Source organism: Kaistella jeonii (assembly GCF_000812865.1).
In the GTDB taxonomy this organism is placed as follows: domain Bacteria; phylum Bacteroidota; class Bacteroidia; order Flavobacteriales; family Weeksellaceae; genus Kaistella; species Kaistella jeonii.
On record NZ_JSYL01000001.1, the window covers coordinates 213,780 to 231,755 of the forward strand.

The 17,976-nt window shown below is 32.6% G+C and carries 16 protein-coding genes; 2 read left to right on the top strand and 14 right to left on the bottom strand.

From position 1 onward, the window contains the following. Positions 1-5: 5 nt before the first annotated feature. The 3 genes from OA86_RS00915 to OA86_RS00925 form a co-directional block, all read right to left on the bottom strand. Positions 6-1,259, bottom strand: coding sequence for a sensor histidine kinase (locus OA86_RS00915; RefSeq protein ID WP_082017278.1), 1,254 nt, complete (start codon positions 1,257-1,259; stop codon positions 6-8). After that, positions 1,256-2,059, bottom strand: coding sequence for a response regulator transcription factor (locus tag OA86_RS00920; RefSeq protein ID WP_311316312.1), 804 nt, complete (start codon positions 2,057-2,059; stop codon positions 1,256-1,258). Before OA86_RS00920 ends, OA86_RS00915 begins: the two co-directional genes overlap by 4 nt. 95 nt (positions 2,060-2,154) lie before the next feature. Continuing rightward, on the bottom strand, positions 2,155-3,051 hold the full coding sequence (locus OA86_RS00925; RefSeq protein ID WP_039347412.1) for a diacylglycerol/lipid kinase family protein: 897 nt from the start codon (positions 3,049-3,051) through the stop codon (positions 2,155-2,157). A gap of 112 nt (positions 3,052-3,163) precedes the next feature. Between OA86_RS00925 and OA86_RS00930 the strand changes: the two genes are divergently transcribed. Both OA86_RS00930 and OA86_RS00935 read left to right on the top strand, forming a co-directional pair. Further along, positions 3,164-4,147, top strand: a complete 984-nt coding sequence (locus OA86_RS00930) for an App1 family protein phosphatidate phosphatase (RefSeq protein WP_039347414.1) — start codon at positions 3,164-3,166, stop codon at positions 4,145-4,147. 192 nt (positions 4,148-4,339) lie between these two features. After that, a complete protein-coding gene (locus tag OA86_RS00935; RefSeq protein ID WP_039347417.1) occupies positions 4,340-4,774 on the top strand; it encodes a cold-shock protein in 435 nt (144 codons plus the stop codon). A gap of 112 nt (positions 4,775-4,886) precedes the next feature. On the opposite strand, the gene OA86_RS00940 is transcribed toward OA86_RS00935, so the two are convergent. The 11 genes from OA86_RS00940 to OA86_RS00980 all read right to left on the bottom strand — a co-directional run bounded on the left by OA86_RS00940 (position 4,887) and on the right by OA86_RS00980 (position 17,936). Beyond that, positions 4,887-5,534, bottom strand: a complete 648-nt coding sequence (locus tag OA86_RS00940) for an SOS response-associated peptidase (protein WP_052257321.1) — start codon at positions 5,532-5,534, stop codon at positions 4,887-4,889. A 99-nt stretch (positions 5,535-5,633) separates the two neighbouring features. Continuing rightward, entirely contained in the window at positions 5,634-5,909 is a 276-nt protein-coding gene (locus OA86_RS00945; RefSeq protein ID WP_039347420.1) for a hypothetical protein, read from the bottom strand. A gap of 148 nt (positions 5,910-6,057) precedes the next feature. Next, positions 6,058-6,198, bottom strand: a complete 141-nt coding sequence (locus tag OA86_RS15760; RefSeq protein WP_169743931.1) for a hypothetical protein — start codon at positions 6,196-6,198, stop codon at positions 6,058-6,060. Positions 6,199-6,222: 24 nt separating this feature from the next. Next, positions 6,223-6,348 (bottom strand): hypothetical protein, encoded by a 126-nt coding sequence (locus OA86_RS15915; protein ID WP_260241519.1) that lies wholly within the window; start codon positions 6,346-6,348, stop codon positions 6,223-6,225. A 177-nt stretch (positions 6,349-6,525) separates the two neighbouring features. Continuing rightward, positions 6,526-7,287: a LytR/AlgR family response regulator transcription factor gene (locus OA86_RS00950; RefSeq protein WP_039347423.1), complete on the bottom strand. Its 762-nt coding sequence runs from the start codon at positions 7,285-7,287 to the stop codon at positions 6,526-6,528. Between the two features lie 58 nt (positions 7,288-7,345). After that, positions 7,346-8,284 (bottom strand): GIY-YIG nuclease family protein, encoded by a 939-nt coding sequence (locus OA86_RS15820; protein ID WP_052257322.1) that lies wholly within the window; start codon positions 8,282-8,284, stop codon positions 7,346-7,348. A gap of 12 nt (positions 8,285-8,296) precedes the next feature. After that, positions 8,297-8,794 (bottom strand): hypothetical protein, encoded by a 498-nt coding sequence (locus OA86_RS00960; protein ID WP_039347425.1) that lies wholly within the window; start codon positions 8,792-8,794, stop codon positions 8,297-8,299. Between the two features lie 10 nt (positions 8,795-8,804). Then, positions 8,805-10,787 carry an AAA family ATPase gene (locus OA86_RS00965; protein ID WP_039347428.1) on the bottom strand — a complete coding sequence of 661 codons (1,983 nt, stop codon included), beginning with the start codon at positions 10,785-10,787 and terminating at the stop codon, positions 8,805-8,807. 4 nt (positions 10,788-10,791) lie between these two features. After that, positions 10,792-14,409, bottom strand: a complete 3,618-nt coding sequence (locus OA86_RS00970) for an Eco57I restriction-modification methylase domain-containing protein (protein WP_052257323.1) — start codon at positions 14,407-14,409, stop codon at positions 10,792-10,794. Further along, complete coding sequence (locus tag OA86_RS00975; RefSeq protein ID WP_039347432.1) at positions 14,409-17,738, bottom strand: helicase-related protein; 3,330 nt, start codon at positions 17,736-17,738, stop codon at positions 14,409-14,411. The genes OA86_RS00970 and OA86_RS00975 overlap by 1 nt, the downstream gene beginning before the upstream one ends. Further along, the gene (locus OA86_RS00980) at positions 17,739-17,936 is read right to left on the bottom strand and encodes a helix-turn-helix transcriptional regulator (RefSeq protein ID WP_039348326.1); all 198 of its coding nucleotides are present in this window, start codon (positions 17,934-17,936) and stop codon (positions 17,739-17,741) included. Positions 17,937-17,976 lie beyond the last annotated feature (40 nt).

The window sequence follows — 17,976 nt, forward strand, 5'->3', positions numbered from 1 at the left end:
GCGATCTATTTTTTCTTGACTATAAAAAAATGTCTTCCGTTCTTAAACGCATAATTTAAATTCAAATGAAAAGAAACAGCGATCTGTTTCGCGATCTCCAGACCTAAACCCGTACTGTTTTCCTGCGTATTTTGGCGCTGAAATCTTTTGAATAATTTCTCCTGAAATAATGCCAACCGTTCTGCCTGATTAGAAATGCTCATCTCATTCTTCGTAAAAATAAGTTCAACCGTACTGTCTTTCGGTGCATACTTCAAAGCATTAAGCAAAAGATTCCCCACCAGAATCTCAGCTAAACTAAAATCCATTTCAACATTTAAAGCCTCTTTAAGATCAGTTTTTAAGTCGATATTTTTAGATTTGATCTGTTCCTGATAATTCTTGAAAAAATGTTCGGCGATACCATTAAGATTCACGGACTGAATATCATTAAACTGCCTGTTTTCTATTTTTGAAAGCAGCAAAAGCGCTTTATTCAATTTTCCCATTCTGGACGTCGCCGTAGAGATATCATTTAAAATTTCTGCCTGTTGCTCCGATATCGGTTCGGTTTGCCAAAAGAGTTCAATGTTATTTTGTACAATTGCGAGTGGCGTTTGCAATTCGTGAGAAGCATTTTCTGTAAATTCTTTTTGCGACTGATAGACCCTTTGGTTTTTTGTAGAAAGTTCGTTCAAAGAATTATTCAGATCATTCAGTTCACTTATTTTGCTAGCTTCCAGATGAAGCTCTTTCTGGTCATCGATCCTAAAGTTTTTTAGCTGATCCAGGGTTTTATAAAAGGGTTCCCAAACCTTTTTTTTAATTTGATAATTAATAAGAAGTAAAGTTGCCGTTAAGAGAAAAACCAAGGAGATGAGGAGATACAGAATGCTTTTTAGCAGGTCTTCACTTTCTACCAGAGATTGTTTGATCTGTACATTAAACGCGACACCTGCACTTTGAACGGGGAATTCTAAAATGCGGAAAGATTCTGTTTCATCGTCTTTTACATTAAAAAAAGTATGGGTAAATATCTTTTCAGAAAAGTGTTCTTTCGGATTTGTCGTAATGGTTACTCTGTCATCAAAATTCACAAAGTTCCGGGTGGGAATATTTTGAAGTTTTTGTGCAATTGAAGTTTTTTGGTCTTCCAAATGCTCATCAATATTGTTGATCAAAACTTTTTGAATGACGATATAGAAAAGCGGGATCGCGATCACCATAGCCAGGATGGTGGCTCCAATGTAGCGCAAAGAAATATATTGGGTCAGCTTCATTTCGCTTCTATTTTATAGCCCATTCCGTACACCGATTTGATGCAGTCCTGTGCACCGGCAAGAGTGAGTTTTTTCTTAATGTTTTTGATATGAGCATAGAGGAAATCAAAATTATCAAAGAAATCGATATTATCTTCTGCAATATGCTCTGCGATGGCATTTTTGGAAACGATCTTGTTTTTATTCACCGATAAATAAAGCAAAATATCGTATTCTTTTCGGGTGAAATCGAGGGTTTTCTTTTCAAAGGAGATGGATTTATTATCCACATTAATTTCCAGATCGTTGATCAAAATAGTGTTGTTTCCTTTAAAATGTTTTCTTCTGATGACTGATGAGATGCGCGCGCCGAGTTCTGAAAGATGAAAAGGTTTTGCCAGATAATCATCTGCGCCCAATTGCAGACCACTGATTTTATCATCCAGAGAATTCTTCGCGGAAATAATGATAACGCCATCCGATTTTCTTTCCTCCTTTAATAATTTTAAAAGATGAAGACCGTTCCCATCCGGTAAAGTAAGATCTAATAAAATACAGTCATAGTCGTATAATTCTAGTTTTTCTGCGGCGGTTTTAAAGTCTTCAGCGAGATCACAAATGTACTTTTCACTTTTTAAATAAGTCAATATGCTTTTGCTCAGTTGTTTTTCGTCTTCGATCAATAAAATCTTCATTGCAATTTTTTGGTAAATTAATTTGAAATACTGAATACAATCTGAATTATTACCATTGGTATTTTTTTTACTTTTATCATTATTAATGATCTCTTGAGAATAATTTACCGGATCAACTCGATCCAACCCAATTTAACGCTTTATTTTAAATGCTTTCCTTTCAGAAAGATCCCGAAATATTAATGTTTCGGAAATAATTGATCACCGAAAACAAAACGGTATCAAATTGATGTCGGCACCCTAATTTCCAGAGCAGCCGGAATGAGATAAGCTTCAACTTCATTTACTTTCCCCAGATATTCGCCGTCGACCTGAAAATGCATTTTCTTGGAGAGCTCCATTTTTAAAATATTGGTTTTTAAAACTTCTGTTTTTTGGGGATTAAAAGCAGTATGCGTAACCATCATTTTAAAGATTTCCAGAATGGAGATCTGTTTAATGACGATGACTTCAAATAACTCATCTTCCAAATCGCCCGATGGATTGATCACTGCACCACTGCCATATTTTGTAGCATTTGCAATGACGATCATGGCGGCTTTTGTTTTGATCATTTCGTTATCGATTGTTATTGAAACTTTCATGATGGGATCAATGAATAATAAATTGCGCACTGCATGTAAAGTCGCTTTAAAATAGCCCCATATTCCCCGGGTGTTTTCTGTTTGAAACTTTTCAATCATTCTTGCATTAAAACCAATATCACTTAAATGAATACTAAGCCTGCCATTGATCATGATGACATGTATTTTTTTTCCGATCCCAGAAATAACGGTATGTAATGCTTCGGCTGGAATTGAACTGATACCGAGTTCTTTTGCCAATCCGTTCGCGGAACCTGCAGGTAAGATGGCCAGTGGAATATTTTTTTCTAAAAGACAACCTCCGACGAGCGTCACGGTTCCATCGCCACCTACCGCAACCACTTGATCAGGATGGTAAGTGGCAATTTTTTCTTTAATTTCCGTTACATTACAATCGTCTTTCAGAATATATAATTCAATGGAATACACTAAAGGTTTGAAATAATCGACTATTTCTTTTTCCCAGTCGATGGAATGGTTTCCGGAGCGCGGATTGACGATAAATAGTATTTTGGGTCTGATTGCCGATTCCATAGGTATTGTATCTTTGTCTTCTGATTTTTTCGTGAACTAAGGTATGAATGTTTAAATTCTAAACAGTATTTTCAGACGAAATTGCACTACAAATTACAAAATTGAACAGAGAATGGTAAAAGAATCCAGATATCCGAATGCTGCTGTGAAAATCTATCATGGTTACGGACATACCGCGGATCTTGTTGTTTATGGTCATGTTTTAAAGGAGAAATCTTTTACCCAAAAGAAATATACCGACAATCCGCTCAAAAATATCCTCAATCTGCTTCGTTTATTTTTTATCAGTCCGATCCCAAATGCCAAAGTAAAACTCGACTGGCAGGATCAATCTTTTGATGCAAGGACCGGAAGCGATGGTTTTTTTAAATTTGAATGGAGATCTGACCATGAAGTCGCTGCAGGATGGCATGAAGTAAAAGTGCATTTGCTCAGTGAGGAAGAGGAGATCACTGCGACAGGCGAGGGTAAAATATTTATTCCCGAAAGCACGCAGTATGGTTTTATATCAGACATTGATGATACCGTGCTTATTTCCCACTCCGGAACTACGGGCAAGAAATTGTGGTCCATGCTCACCAAAAATCCACGAAGTCGAAAAACCTTTGCAGATGTGGTGAACTACTACCAGCTTTTAAGTTTTGCGCATACCGGTGTGCCGAATCCTTTTTTTTATGTGTCGAGCAGTGAATGGAATCTTTATGATTATCTGAATGAATTCTTTAAATACAATCAACTTCCAAAAGGCGTTTTCCTTCTAAACAACATCAAAAAATGGACGCAGTTGCTGAAAACGGGTACGACGAAACATTTTGGCAAACTGAACAGGATCGAACGCGTTCTTCTCGCTTTTCCGAAACAGCAGTTTATTTTGCTGGGAGATAACTCACAAAGTGATCCGGATATTTACAAATTGATTGCGGACAAATATCCCCATCAAATACTGGCGATCTACATTAGAAATATCAGTTCTAAGAAAGAGCCTTTCACAAAAGAAATACTGGCATCCTTGAATAATCACTCTATCAAAACTTTGCTTTATAAACATACAAGTGAAGCGATTTTACATTCCAGATCGATCGGATTAATTTCATGATCAAGTTCTTTTTCTGCTTCATCACAAAAAATAAACACGCCTTTATAATTTTTACCTCTGATATCAGCTTGAGATGATGAACGTAGTTTTCTTCATCAATTTAACACATAATTTGGTTAAAATTAACAAATATTTTGCATCCGATTAAATTATGTTGTACCTTATCACACAATTTAAAAACCAACAATTTATATGGCGGATTCTTTCTCCAAAAAAGAAAACTTTAAGAAAAAACTTCAAAAGCAAAAAGAGAAGACAGCTCGACGTGAAGAACGTAAAGACAGCAATGACAAAGGAAAAACTCTGGATGACATGATCATGTATGTTGATCATAACGGTCAGTTGACCAGCACTCCTCCGGATAAGAATGACAGAATTGACGTTGACATCAATAGTATTCAACTGGGCGCAACTCCGATTGAAGCTGAAGAGGTTGTAAAATCAGGTACGGTCACTTTCTTAAGTGAAAAAGGCTACGGTTTTATCACTCAGGAAAAATCAAGTGAAAACATTTTCTTTCACAGCAACAACTGCGTAGAACCTGTAAAGAAAGGCCACAAAGTCTCCTTCGAGATCGAAAGGTCTCCCAAAGGTTTGGTTGCGGTAGATATTAAAGTAATCAGATAAGAACTTAAAAATAAAAAGCTTCGAAAGAAGCTTTTTTTGTGTCTAAAATAGTCCGTCAGAAAACGGATCTTATTATTAAAGACCACGCTTTGCTGGCTGCGAATAACTCCCTTTAAAATAAGGTTAATGCGATGGGCGGTTCATCCATATTCACGGCGACCAGATCGGCTTCATGATTCGGAAAAGCAAAATCCTGTATATCGCGGCTGCTTAACCACTCCTGCTCTTTCGCTTTTGTCAACACGATGGGCATTCTGTGTTTGGTATTATGAATTTCGGTCATCAACTCATTCGCTTCCGTGGTCACGATAGAAAAGGTCGTAAGTGTTTCTCCCGTTTCCTTATCGGTCCAGTTGCCGTAAATGCCGCCCAGCGCAATGAGCTTCGTGTTCGGTAAAGTCAAAAAATGTTTCTGCTTTTCTTTGCCTTTTGCATCAATCCATTTCCACTCATAAAAACCTTTCACCAGCACCAGACACCGTTTGTTGTAATTATTTCTAAAAGAAGATTTTTCTGCGACGGTTTCTACTCTTGCGTTTAGAGTTTGTTTCTGTATTTTCCGGTCTGTTGCCCAGGAAGGGATCAATCCCCAGTTTGCGGAAGTTGCAACGGTGGGATTTTCATCTAAAATAACTGCAACCAGCGGATGACTGAAGCCATTTAAAAAGGGTTGGGCTTCAAAGTCTTCATCCTCATATCCAACACCATACACTTCTTTTATTTCTTTTTTCGTTAAACTTGAATCGACGTAGTAGCACATATCTTTTTATTTTAAATGAATGCTAAATAACGGGAATTAATACGGTTTACTGAACGCTATAATGTAGGAAAAGCATCGTTTTAGACAGCATTTTTCTCCTCAGCCGGAAAAATACTCAAAGTAAATTTCATGATCATCCAGCAACTCGGTGAACAGATCGAAAGCGGTCATTTGATTTTGCAGCTTCTCCAAAAGTTTAGATTCTACGTTTTCAAAATTGCTGTTTAAAGCTGTACAAACTGCCACGACATCTTTCACGACTGCACATCTCTTATACTCAAAGGCTGGACTTAAATCCTGTAGATCCACTCTAATTTCTGTGGAACTGACAGTGAGCCAGATGACGCGGCCGTGGTTGTCGGAATAGATTTGCATAATGATAAAAGTAATCAATATTTCTGGTAAACAATTCAAATAAAAATCATTTAAGCTTTTTTACTCAAAAAAATAATATTTTTTATTATTGGTCAAATTGTACTCATAAAAAATAAAAAAGCCTAAGAAATATTCTCAGGCTAATTCATTATTTCTTTTTATTAGGATTTAATTGTGTTCCACGATTCCCTTGATTTTGATCATATTGGGTATTTGTTCCCGGAGTTCCTTTGTTAGGATTAGACTGATTTGATTCGTTATCCGCCGGTTTAATTGTTTGCTTTGACATTTTTTTATTATTTATTTGTTACTACTATTTTTTAGTTCTGGGCGGATTGAAATCTCTTCCTCCTCCTGAAGGTTTACCCAGCACTTTACTTGGCCAGTTTTTACCAGGAGCTGGCTTTGGAGCTGGTGATGATGGTTTAGAATTACTCATAATGTTTTAATTGTTTGTTTTTAAATTCCTACTCTATATGCTTTTCGGATACCGCATTTATAAGTTGTCGACTCTAATCATAGATCAAAACAACATCCATAAAACAAAAAAAATGCGCTTCCGAGAATAACATCGGAGGCGCAGGAATAAGAGGTTTTTTTTGAGGAATAAGAGCGGTTAACCCAATTCTTTTTTTAGACCAATTTGGTAATTTTCGGACACCGGCAAATGGTGACTTTTTGTCGTGCCGCTGCCATCGTAAATGCTAATTTCGATGGTTTCCGTTTTTTTGTGGTAACATTTGATGTACTTTCTGTTTACCCGAAAAGATTTATGAACGGTTAAAAACTGATTTTTCAAAAAGCCTTTATCCTCCATTTTTGAAAAAGAGAAATCAATTAAGTTCTCCGACTGTCGGTTGATAAAGTGAATTTGTTTATTGTTAGATTCTGATCCTGCTTTTTTATCTGCACACAGGTAAACAATATCTTGAAGAGGAATTGCGTTTTTTTTGGTTTTGTTAAAGTCCAGATAGACATATTGCAATGAATTGAAAAAAGCAACTTCCTGCAGAAACCTCTTGAAACTTTTTACAAACTGTTCTTCAGTAAAAGGTTTGGTTAGATGATCTACGCAAATTTCTGCATCCCGTTTTAACGCCTCCATATTTTCTACATAATCTGCAGTATTGATGCTTGCAAAAAAGACAGGGATTTTTATTTCTTGTGCGACTTCCATTCCCGACATGCTGTCATTCCCTAAATCTAAATCTGCAATTAGGATGTCGGGATGCGTCAGTTGAACTTCCTCAAAAAAATGACCCGAAGTTTTGCTTTTTAAAACAATTTCTAGATTGGGTATTTTACTGAGGTATAATTCTAATTTGTCCAGTTGTTTGGTGTTGTCTTCTAGGAGAGCGATGCGGTAGGTTTGGTGCATAGTAATTTACAATTTTTCGAAAATGCTTTTAATTAAATCTGTAAAAAGGTTACTATTTTTATTCAATAATTAGTTTAAATTCTTTCGTTAATCTAAATATTTTGTTTGCTACTTCTATTTTATTATTTGTAAGAATATTATCAAGATCTCTCGCAACTGCGCTTCCGCTATTATTATTTGAAACAATTCCATTTGTATATTCCAACTTGAATGAATAATCTTTTCTATTTCCTGCTTGTTGGAAAAGCTCCTTATCTAGTTTAATAGTACTCCTACTATTATCAGAAATAATTGCTTTTTTAATTTCACTCAAATAAGCAGTCCAAATTCCTACATATTTACCTTTTGTGACTGAACTATTTTGAACAACTTTTTGTTCAGATAAAATTGTATTTTCTTTTTTCATACCTAAAATTTTATTTTCTTCGATGAAATCTGCATGAGCAATTAAACCTAATTTTTTTCGTAATCCTGAAATAAATGTCCGGTGTGGATTGTCTATATTTTTACGGTCAATATTTAGAACAGGCTTTAATTTTTTTATTAATTGAGTCTCCATGAAATCTATCTCTATCTTTGATTCTGGATATTCATAAAAAGAAACAGCTAAGTTATCTACCATCCATTTCGTTACCTTTTCTTCGGACTCATTATCAAATTTAAAGTGGCTTTTTCTCTCTGCTATTATATCAGAAACACTTCTAATTAATGGTGTTATCTGTTCTGTTTGTGACAATAAAGCACCTACACTTTTTCTTACTGTAGAACTACCTGTTTTTCCACTTTTAAAATGGGTATTTGCATCACGCGATTGTTGACTACTTTCTGTTTTACCAATGTAGATAATTCTGTTTTGCGGTATTTTGTAATTTTCCAATGGAAATTTTTTACCTATAAAAAAGAGAGCATAAATTCCTGGTAATTTGGAATAGGTTTTTATTTCGGAAAGTTTTACTTCACCTTGTGCAAGATTATTGATGATTTCTTCTACTTCCATAATTTTTTTATTTTACTGACTACACAAAATTGGCCAGCCAATATTTGCGCGGTGCAATTGTTCCAGATAAGTTCTGAATAACTTAGAATCTTCAAATCCTACAAACTTTTCTACTTCTAAATATTCAAACCACCACTTATAATTTCTGAACTCTTCAATCTCAAATAAATTGAGACAACCGGTTCCGTTACTACCTATAAAATGTTCTTTACATCTTTGGCGAAGATACTTTTGATGACCGGTGTAAACCACATAACCATTTTCTAAATCTTCCGGGATAGTTAAGGACTTTAACTTGAGTGATTCAGTAATTTTTATTTTGAATTTACAGTGTGCTTTATCACTTCTTTTTTCACAGATAGATAAGGCAGAGATGGGTGTTGTAGTTTTGATTTGATATATACCTGGTTTTCTTTCAACACAGGCAGGTAATTCACTTATAGAAGTAAAAAATGGTATTTCAACTGAATTCCATCCACTTTGTAGAATATCAAATATTTGTTGTTTCATTTTATTCTAATCAATCATTAATTAAATCCAAAACATTTTTGGATTTATCCTTTAAAAAATAAAATTTAAGAAAGTCATTTTCTGCTGCTATTTTTTCTTTAACACAAGTTTTTTTATAAAATTCCTCAAAATTGATTCTATTTTCTTCATTTAAGGTAATAGGGAATTCTACTCCTTTCACACCATCTTTCACTTCGTAACACTTTGCATCTTTTTTAAATTCAGTTTTGGAAATAATCTTTGTTGTAGCATCTTTATGATATAAAAAAACGTCTTTCTCAATGTTTAAAACATATTCATTTATCAGTTTTTCTGATTTTGGTAAAACCAGAAATAATTCTTGATTTCTATTAAGAATTTTTTTCAAAAGTGGTTTTAATATTTCACATTGTTTACGTAAATTTTCAACTAATAAAAATATTTTTTCGACATCAATTTTATAGATTTCACTAATCAAATCACTGTGAGAGAGAGGATTTAGAAGTAAAGAAATATAATCATCAATTGAATTTAAAATAGAATTATCTATTTCTAAAGATTCAAATAATTTCTTTGCAGAAATCATTTTATCATTTAATTTTTTCTTATCACTTCCATCATCATTTTTAAAAATTTCTTTAGGAAGATAATTTTCAAAAGTTTGTTCTAATTCTTTCCGCAGATAATTCATTGATGCCGGATAATCTGGCGGATATGAATTTTTATGATGTAAAGCCTGAGAAAAAAATCCTTTGGACGGAAAATCTTTTGGGGAATAAATATCATCTTCATTTTTTACTTGATACAATTCTCTAACTTTCCATAATGAAGAGTTTCCTGAATATTCGATTCTCCTTTTCACCATATTAAAAAAACTCCTTTCATGTGTAAAAAGATAAATTTTATATTTTGGGGCAAAAACATTAAGAATTATATCTAAAACTTTATCCCGGTTGCTCATATCTAAACTCACCAACAAATCATCTAATGCCAAAAATTTACCTTCAAAATCAGGACGGATAAATTCTAAAAGCAATGTGAATCGTACTGCTAAACCAATACTCGTAAGTTTGGCTTCATTAAAATAAGATTGAGGTTTTGAAATGGTCGTAAAATTACCATCTTCATTTTTTATTTCAATCTTTAGAGAAATTTGTGGTTCATTAAAACCTACATAGTTATACCATCTTTCCCTTCCTTTGTAGAATTGATTAAACCCATTGCTAAAGCTCAATTTATTATCTCCAATATATTCTAAAGAAATTCTTATTTCTTTATCACCATTATTTTTAAAGTGTCTTTCGAAAAATTGATTAACTTCACTATTAATATCATTAATCCAATAAGAAATATCATCATTAAAAGATGAAATTCGCGAATCAAAGTCACTCTGTAAAGTTTGGCTTCTACTTAATTTAAAATTTGGATCTCGAAAAATAAATGGCTGATTATTTTTAATATCTCTTAGCTCGTCGGATAAAGTTTTGTCATTATTTCCCTTATTCGTTTTTATAAACGGAAATATATCACGAACAAAAACTTCCCAAAGATTTATTTGTTTAGAGTTACGATAATTATAAAAATTGATTAAAAGTCGGTGTGATATAAAATCGCTATGTTTATTTAAGTTCTTAAGGTGTTCTAGATCATCCGCTTGTAAACCGCGACTATCAATTAAGAAACTTGAATCATTTTCTAAAATAATTTCTGCATTGGAATTTAAGCCAACTGAATCAGTGTATATTTTTTCGCCACTGGCTTCATCTATATAGCTAATAGATTCAACATAACTTGTATTTATTAGATTCTGATCATTTTTTGGCTCAAAATATTTCTGTATTTCTGCGAGTGGTTTTGTAGAAGATTGCAATAAAGTATAAAGTGCCCAGTAAATCGAACTTTTTCCGCTACCGTTCTCACCATAAATGAGCAAATGTTTACCGCCCAACTCTATCGTTTCTTCTCCGTAAAAAGCTTTGAAATTATAAAGCTTGATCTTATTGATATTTGCCATGTAATTAGCTTTGAAGAATTACTTTTAAAACATTTGGACTTGCAGTAACAAATTTTCTCATTTTTTGCTGTACTTCGCTTTCTTTGATTTCCATATATAAAAATCCGACAACCATATTATTTATTGCAGAAGCATAATTACCATCAGTAATTGGCAAAAACATCTTTTTTATTATTTTCTTTATTCCATCTATTACTAAAATGTTTTTATCATTCATTTCTATTGGGAAATAAATTTCAAAGATAACAGCGTCAATTATTTCTTCAAAAAAAGTAGTGACATGATCATTGTCAATTATATCGAAAATTTTCTCTTTATTTTGTTTACAATAAACTATAACATCAACTAAAATTTCTAAAATAGTTTTTCTCTCATCTTCAATAATTGGAATTGGCAATTGCTCTACAAAAATTTTGCTCCATTGATTGGTTCCTTGACCTGTAGATGAGGAAACTTTATCAAGATACCATTCCATAATTTTTGAATTAAGAAAAGCAAGTAGGTATTTATTACAATCCGAGGTCATGATATATGCAGGTGCAGTTACATACATTTTTTCAGTATCTAAAGCAAATGCTGGTTTATCTGAAATAGAAAGCCACACAATTTTTTCTTCTTCAAACTTTTCAATGTAAGCACAACTTCTTAAATTATAAATAGTATCTCCTTTATCTGCTCGTGCTTTTAATTTAGAAGTATGTTTATCAAGATGTTCTTTTACAAATGGATATTCATCAATATTTATTTTATTCTCGCGCTTTTTGTTATTTTTAGTATATCCGTTATGAGGAAAAATAACATAGTTTTTTTTAAAATCATAATTAAACTTCTGAATATCTCGTCCTCTTAAAAGTGGTTTAATTATTATCTCTGCCTGTGGTTCTTTAGCAATTATGTCGTTTCTTTCTTTTTCAGTAATAAAAAAAGCATCATTATAACCTGTCAAAAAACCTCTGTAAAATTCTACATTCCAGTTTTTTAATTTAATTCCATTATTTTCAATTTCTTTTTTCAGTTTATAATTAAGGTTATCTAAAATAATCCAACCTTCAGAATCCAAATATTCTATTGTAGAATAGTTATTATAAACGTACTCAGATATAGAATCACCTTTTTTTAAATCACCTTTAATAACTGTAGCGCTTACAGGATAATTCCATTCACTTTTTTTTGCGATTAAGATATTTACTTCAACAGTAGCAGAAGGGAAAATTTGAGTATCTTCAATATTAATCAAATTAACAATACTTGTATTTTGCAAAAAATATTTTCTTAACTCTTCTCCAAATTTTGTACGCATCCAAGTATTGGAAGTAACGTAGGAGATTACTCCATCCCTTTTTAATAAGTTAAATGCTTTTTCATAAAATAAAACATAAATATCACCTGTCTTTTTGAAAGTAAGGTAACTTTCATTTTCTAAATAAGAAGATTGTTGCCCAATTTTTTGCATTTGCACGTACGGAGGATTTCCAATCACAATATCAAAACCACCATTATCCAGTACATCTCCAAAGAATAAATGCCAAAGAAAATATGGCCGTTCTTTTTGGTTTTGGAAAGATATCAGCTCAATTTCGATTGATTCTAAATCCGCAAAGTTTTCTTTGTATGCAAAAAGATCTTTTAATTCCTTCGATTTCAAATTAAAACCTTCAAGATTATGATTTGTAGGTAAATTATATTTTTTGTAAAAGGCATCAATCAAGCTTTTAAAGCGATCTTTTTCAGATTTGATTTTAAAATGTATTTTACCTTCGATAAAATCATTAATCTGTTTTTTGATTTCCGTTTTTGTAAGATTTCCTGTATTACCTGCAGTAAAGTATTTCTTTACCAATTCCTGTAAAGTTTCAAAACTTAAATCATCAAAAAATGTTATTTCTACTGCATGTTCATCTCCAAAATTAATTCGTGTCTGTTCAGGAATTCCTAGATTTTTTATATTTTTCAGATTAGATAAATCAATTCCTCGGAAACTCTCCAGCAAACTATTACCTTGCATTATTTTATAATCCAAATTCGGCAAAGATTTTGGCATTCCTTCATCTACCACCAAAGACAACCAAAAACGCAACCTTGCAATTTCTACCGCCCCTTCGTCTAAATCTACGCCATAGATAGAATTTTGTATAATATTTTGTTTTGTTGCAGCAGGATCAAATTCATTTTTTAATTGATAAGCAATCAATGCTTTAAGGTTAAAAATTTCCTGCAACATTCCCATCGGAAATGCACCGGAACCAATGGCAGGATCGCAGATTTTAACATCATCTAAAAGTTGATCAATTTTAGAAAGTTCGTTATCGACAAAGTTTTTTGGACTTTGGTTTTTGACTAAATTTTCTATTTCAGATCTTTCCTTTTCAAGATGTGTATTTAGATATTCGATCAAACTTTCCTGCGTCATATACTGCACAATCTCTTTCGGCGTGTAGAATGTTCCGGTATCTTTATTATAATCGATTAAATTTTCAAATATATGTCCCAACATTTCAGGATCTACGGCAACAGTGTGTTCTTCAGGACTGTTTTCGTACACGGTGAAATTGTAAGAATTAAAAAAATCAAACAACATCTTAAATTGATGTCCAGGAAACTTAATTGTTCTGTGCTTCTTTGGTTCTTGCTCCTCTTCAAATAAACCCCCATTGAGAAAAGGAATGCAAATTTTTACACCATTCTCTAAAACAAACTCATCATTCTTTCTACCATCTGAATTGAGCGCATTAAAAAATATTGGAGTTAAATATTTGCCGTAAAAATCCTCTTGGTTATGTACATCATTTAAAAATAAATCACTTAAAAATGTGGTACTCCCATCTTTATATTCAGTCGTTGTTGCACCGAGCCAATTCTTTTTCTGTAGAAAATATAGAAATACTATTCTTCCCAATAATCTACCTACAAAATTCCGTATTTCTTTTTGGCATTGTTGTTCTCTTTCCTTTAAGTCTTCTGTTTGTATATTTTCAAAAAGTAGTTTATAATTATCGTTAGCAATAATAAAATCTGAAAACTCACGATATAACTGTTTGTATTCTTCAAAGAACTTTTTAGAAACAGGCTCTACATTGAACGCTTCAAAAAAATCCTCTAAACGAAAGCGAGATTGTTCTAGATTATAAAGCCGTTCAATTGCTGTTCTATGTTCTTCTTTATTTCCAAAAATATAAGTGTATTTTTTTGGATTTGTTTCTTGCGCTTCTACCTCGGCAAAGAAATCATTTGCAGCATTTTTACTAATGAAAGAAAATCTCCATTCTGGTTTTTCGTTATCTGTAAAATATGAAAAAGTAACGATCGCACCTTTTACAGCATCTTTAATAATAAATTTCTTAATGAATTCATTTACGCCAACTCTATTTTGTTCAATTCTAACTCTATCTTTTAGAATTACTTCAAAAATTGGAAGACTGACTCCATCAGAGGTTTTCAGCGTCCCGATTTGATGAAATGTTTTTATTATGTTATTTGCTTCAATGGTATTGAACTCCTCTAATATTGGTGATAACCTAACTGTTAAAAGATCTCTTTTGCCAGAAAGAAATTGTAAAGTAGAAATCCAGCGACTTCTATCGTAAGCACTTTGTAAAATATTCTTGAGTTCTGATCTGTTCATTAGGCAAATGTTTCTGTGATTACAATTTTCGGTTCTTCAAATACTTTTGGCGCTTGCTCCTCTTGGGCTCTAAGCGCATCCATTCGTACAATATTTCTAATCGGGTACTTCGTCATTAATTGATTGAGTTCCTGAATTACTTTTGGAAGCGGTGTTTTTTTCTTTTTCTGTCTGGCGGCTAAAGTCGCAATCTCATTTCTAAATTTTCTAAAAACCCCCATGTAGATTAATTTCAGCGACGCATCGATCATTTCAATAAATTCCTCTGAAAGTTCTTGGGGAAAACTTCTTCTAAGATCCTTTAAACTATTCAGAAATAAAATTGAATTTCGTTCTTGTACTGAAAGATTGGAAGTATCATAATCTTCTGTAGAATAAACAGTATTATAAACTTTCTTAAAATGTTGCAATGCATTATCGACAGCGGCAAAATGATTTTCAAAAACTGGAATTGCTTCCTCTTTTTTAGTTGCTTCAAATAATTTTACTGCTTGATAGAAAGTAATCTCGACACAATCTTTTTCATTTGCGACATAAAAACCTTCTTTCATTTTATTTCTTAAATAACACAGCACCGAATTTTCTAAGTCTTGACCAATAATTTTTTTTGCGACTTGCTGTTTTATATTGGCTAATCTACCTACTCTACTTTTAAGTGGCAAATTTTTTATTCTAGTATACTCTTTCGGATTTTTTTCAAAAAGTTCACGAACCATCTCTAAATATTGTAGTCGTTCGTCCACTTCTTCTTTAGGCTCCAAATTTCCTAAAGTGCTTTCTATAAGCTGTTCCTCTTCTGTATAAACTTTACTATCTTCACTAAAGGCAGAGTGAAAACCTTGTAATTTTTTTAAAGCCTTCTCATTTAATTTAATCAGATTATTTGACTGTGCGGTGGGGAAGAAATTGTAAACATAAATTGCAGTTGCTCTGGTACCGATTCTATTCACCCTTCCAATGCGCTGCATTAATTTTGTTGCATTCCAAGGAATATCATAGTTTAATATAATATTGCTTCGATGCAAGTTTATACCTTCAGCAAGAACCTCCGTTGTAATTATAATATTGTAATTATTCTCTTGTTTTTCAGGATAATTTGCATCGAAATTTTTTCGAATGGTTGCGAATTTTTGTTTATTATTTGAAGCGCTTATTGCTAAAACATCCAGCCTTCCTTTTTTACGAAGTTCTTCTGCGAGATATTCAACTGTTTCTTTACTTTCGGAAAAAATAACCAGTTTTTTATCTACGTTTCTTTCGTCAAAAAGATGCTGATCAATTTGTTCAAGGAATTTTTTCGTTTTCGGATCGTCTCCAATGTTGGTCCAGCTTTGTATTAAATTATTTAAAATTTCCTGATCGCTTTGTAATCCTTTAAGTAGTTCCGGTGAAAAATCTTCAGCTTTATATACTTTGTTTTTCGGAGAATCTTCACTTAGCTCTTCAATTTTCTTTTCTAAATCCTCAATCCGATCTTCATTCAAAAATTTATTTAAATCAATATCCGGTACAACGTATACTTTATCATTGGCAAACATATCTATCATCCTTTGATTGGATGTATGAAACCTTTGCAAAGACATTTTGAAGGCAAAAAAACTACTTTCTAATCGCTTCACTAATTGGGTCTTCATAATAATTGCCAACTGTTCCGAAATTAATTTCGCATTATCATATAAATCTGCATATTTGGGATCTACAAATTCTATTGCACGATATCGGAAATAGCCCAAACTTTCAACAAGAGCTGCCACCGTTTCAAAGAATATTTTTTCTTGAGCATCACTAAATGCATATTCTATTTTATGTGGCCCAATTACGTCTGGGAAAGTCATTCCCTGTTCTTTTACATCATCATAATAGCGTGGTATTTTTTTAATATCCGCTCTAGTTCTTCGGATTACTAATTCAGAGAATAATTTCTCTCTAATCGGTTCATATATTTCTTTTACTTTTTTGATAAGTTGATCGTGATCTTTAATTAAATAAAGTTTTTTATATTTTTCAATTTTATCGGCAAAAAACGTTTGTAAGTTAGGAACTCCTTCCAAAGTAGATTTTCTAGAATCTTGGAATAAATAGACTTGGTTTGCAATATCTTCCGGCTTGTTATTGAGTGGCGTTGCGGTTATCAACATTACTTTTTTACGTCGGTCAATATCATTGCCGACAGTAGCTCTAGGTGTTTTACATATTAACTCTAGCAAACCATACATATTGGTATTTGAAGTCCTAAACTTATGGGCTTCATCAATGATGATGAAATCATAATCTTCAGGTAACAAATAATTTGGATTGTCGCCATTAATAATTTTATGCAAACTACCATTTGAAATAAAATGCACATAGTTACCGATACCAAAATCTTTAATTGTCGTTTTCCAGTTGGTTTCAAGTGCGTTTGGATAGACAACTAATGCTTTTGTATTGTAACCGTTTTTCTCTATGTACTTTTTAATAATTCGAGTCGCAACAATAGTTTTTCCTAACCCAACAACATCGGCCAATATAAAACCGTTATGTTTCATTAATTTATGAAATCCTTCAACTACCGCGTCAGCTTGATATTGCAAATTAGTATAGCCACTGGGCAAATTTAGACTACCAATTTTATCTCGGATGACGGCATCACCAAAATATTCGACAAGCATTTTAATAAATAATTCGTAAGGAGTGACGTCTTCTTTTAAATAGGTTTTCGCTTTTAATTGATCAATATCAGTCGGAATAATTTCAGTAGCATCTTTCCAAAGATCCTCAAATTCTTCGGTTGCAAATTTCACATCAGAAAAATCATTGAGTTGAACATTGAACTCATAATTAGAATTGTCGTATGTTCCCAAACCAGAATCTGTTAGATTGGAAGATCCTGTAATGACTGAACTTAAAGTATGTTCATTAAAAGGCTTTGGTCTGAAAATATATATTTTAGCGTGCAAGTTTTTTTGTCCGTACGCTTTAATTGTCACTTTGCCGTGTAAGATATCTTCGATAAACTGCAAAATACTTTTTTCTGTAGTTTCGTCATAAGAAGCTTTCTCTATGTCATCAGCAATAAATTTTAAGTATTCTTCCTTAGTTTTATCTGAATTTTCTAAATAAAGTTGACCTTTTCTATTAGCCTCTGCTATCAAATTATCTGCATTAATTCCCACTAAAATTCTTATCTCAGGAACATCATCTAGGAAAGGTCTTAGTTTAAAATATCCAGATGCTCGAAAATAGCCGACTAACGCATCAAAATAGAATATTGTTTGATTGGTAAAAACACCTTCAAATTTCTTAATTAAACTATTGCCGTTTTTATTTGTGAAAAATTTTGTACTCATTTATTTCGTAGAATTCAATAATTCTTTTATATCTACATTTAACAACTGGGCAATTTCTGTAAGTGTATCAAGTGAAGGTTGGACTTCATTGGTACACCATCGTGAAACTGTAACGTCACTTTTACCCAATTTCTCCGCAAGCCATTTGCTGGTTTTCTCTTTTTCAGCCAAGATAACTTTTAACCTATTGATTTTCATTAGATGTTGTTTGATTAACATAAGATGATAAAAATACAAT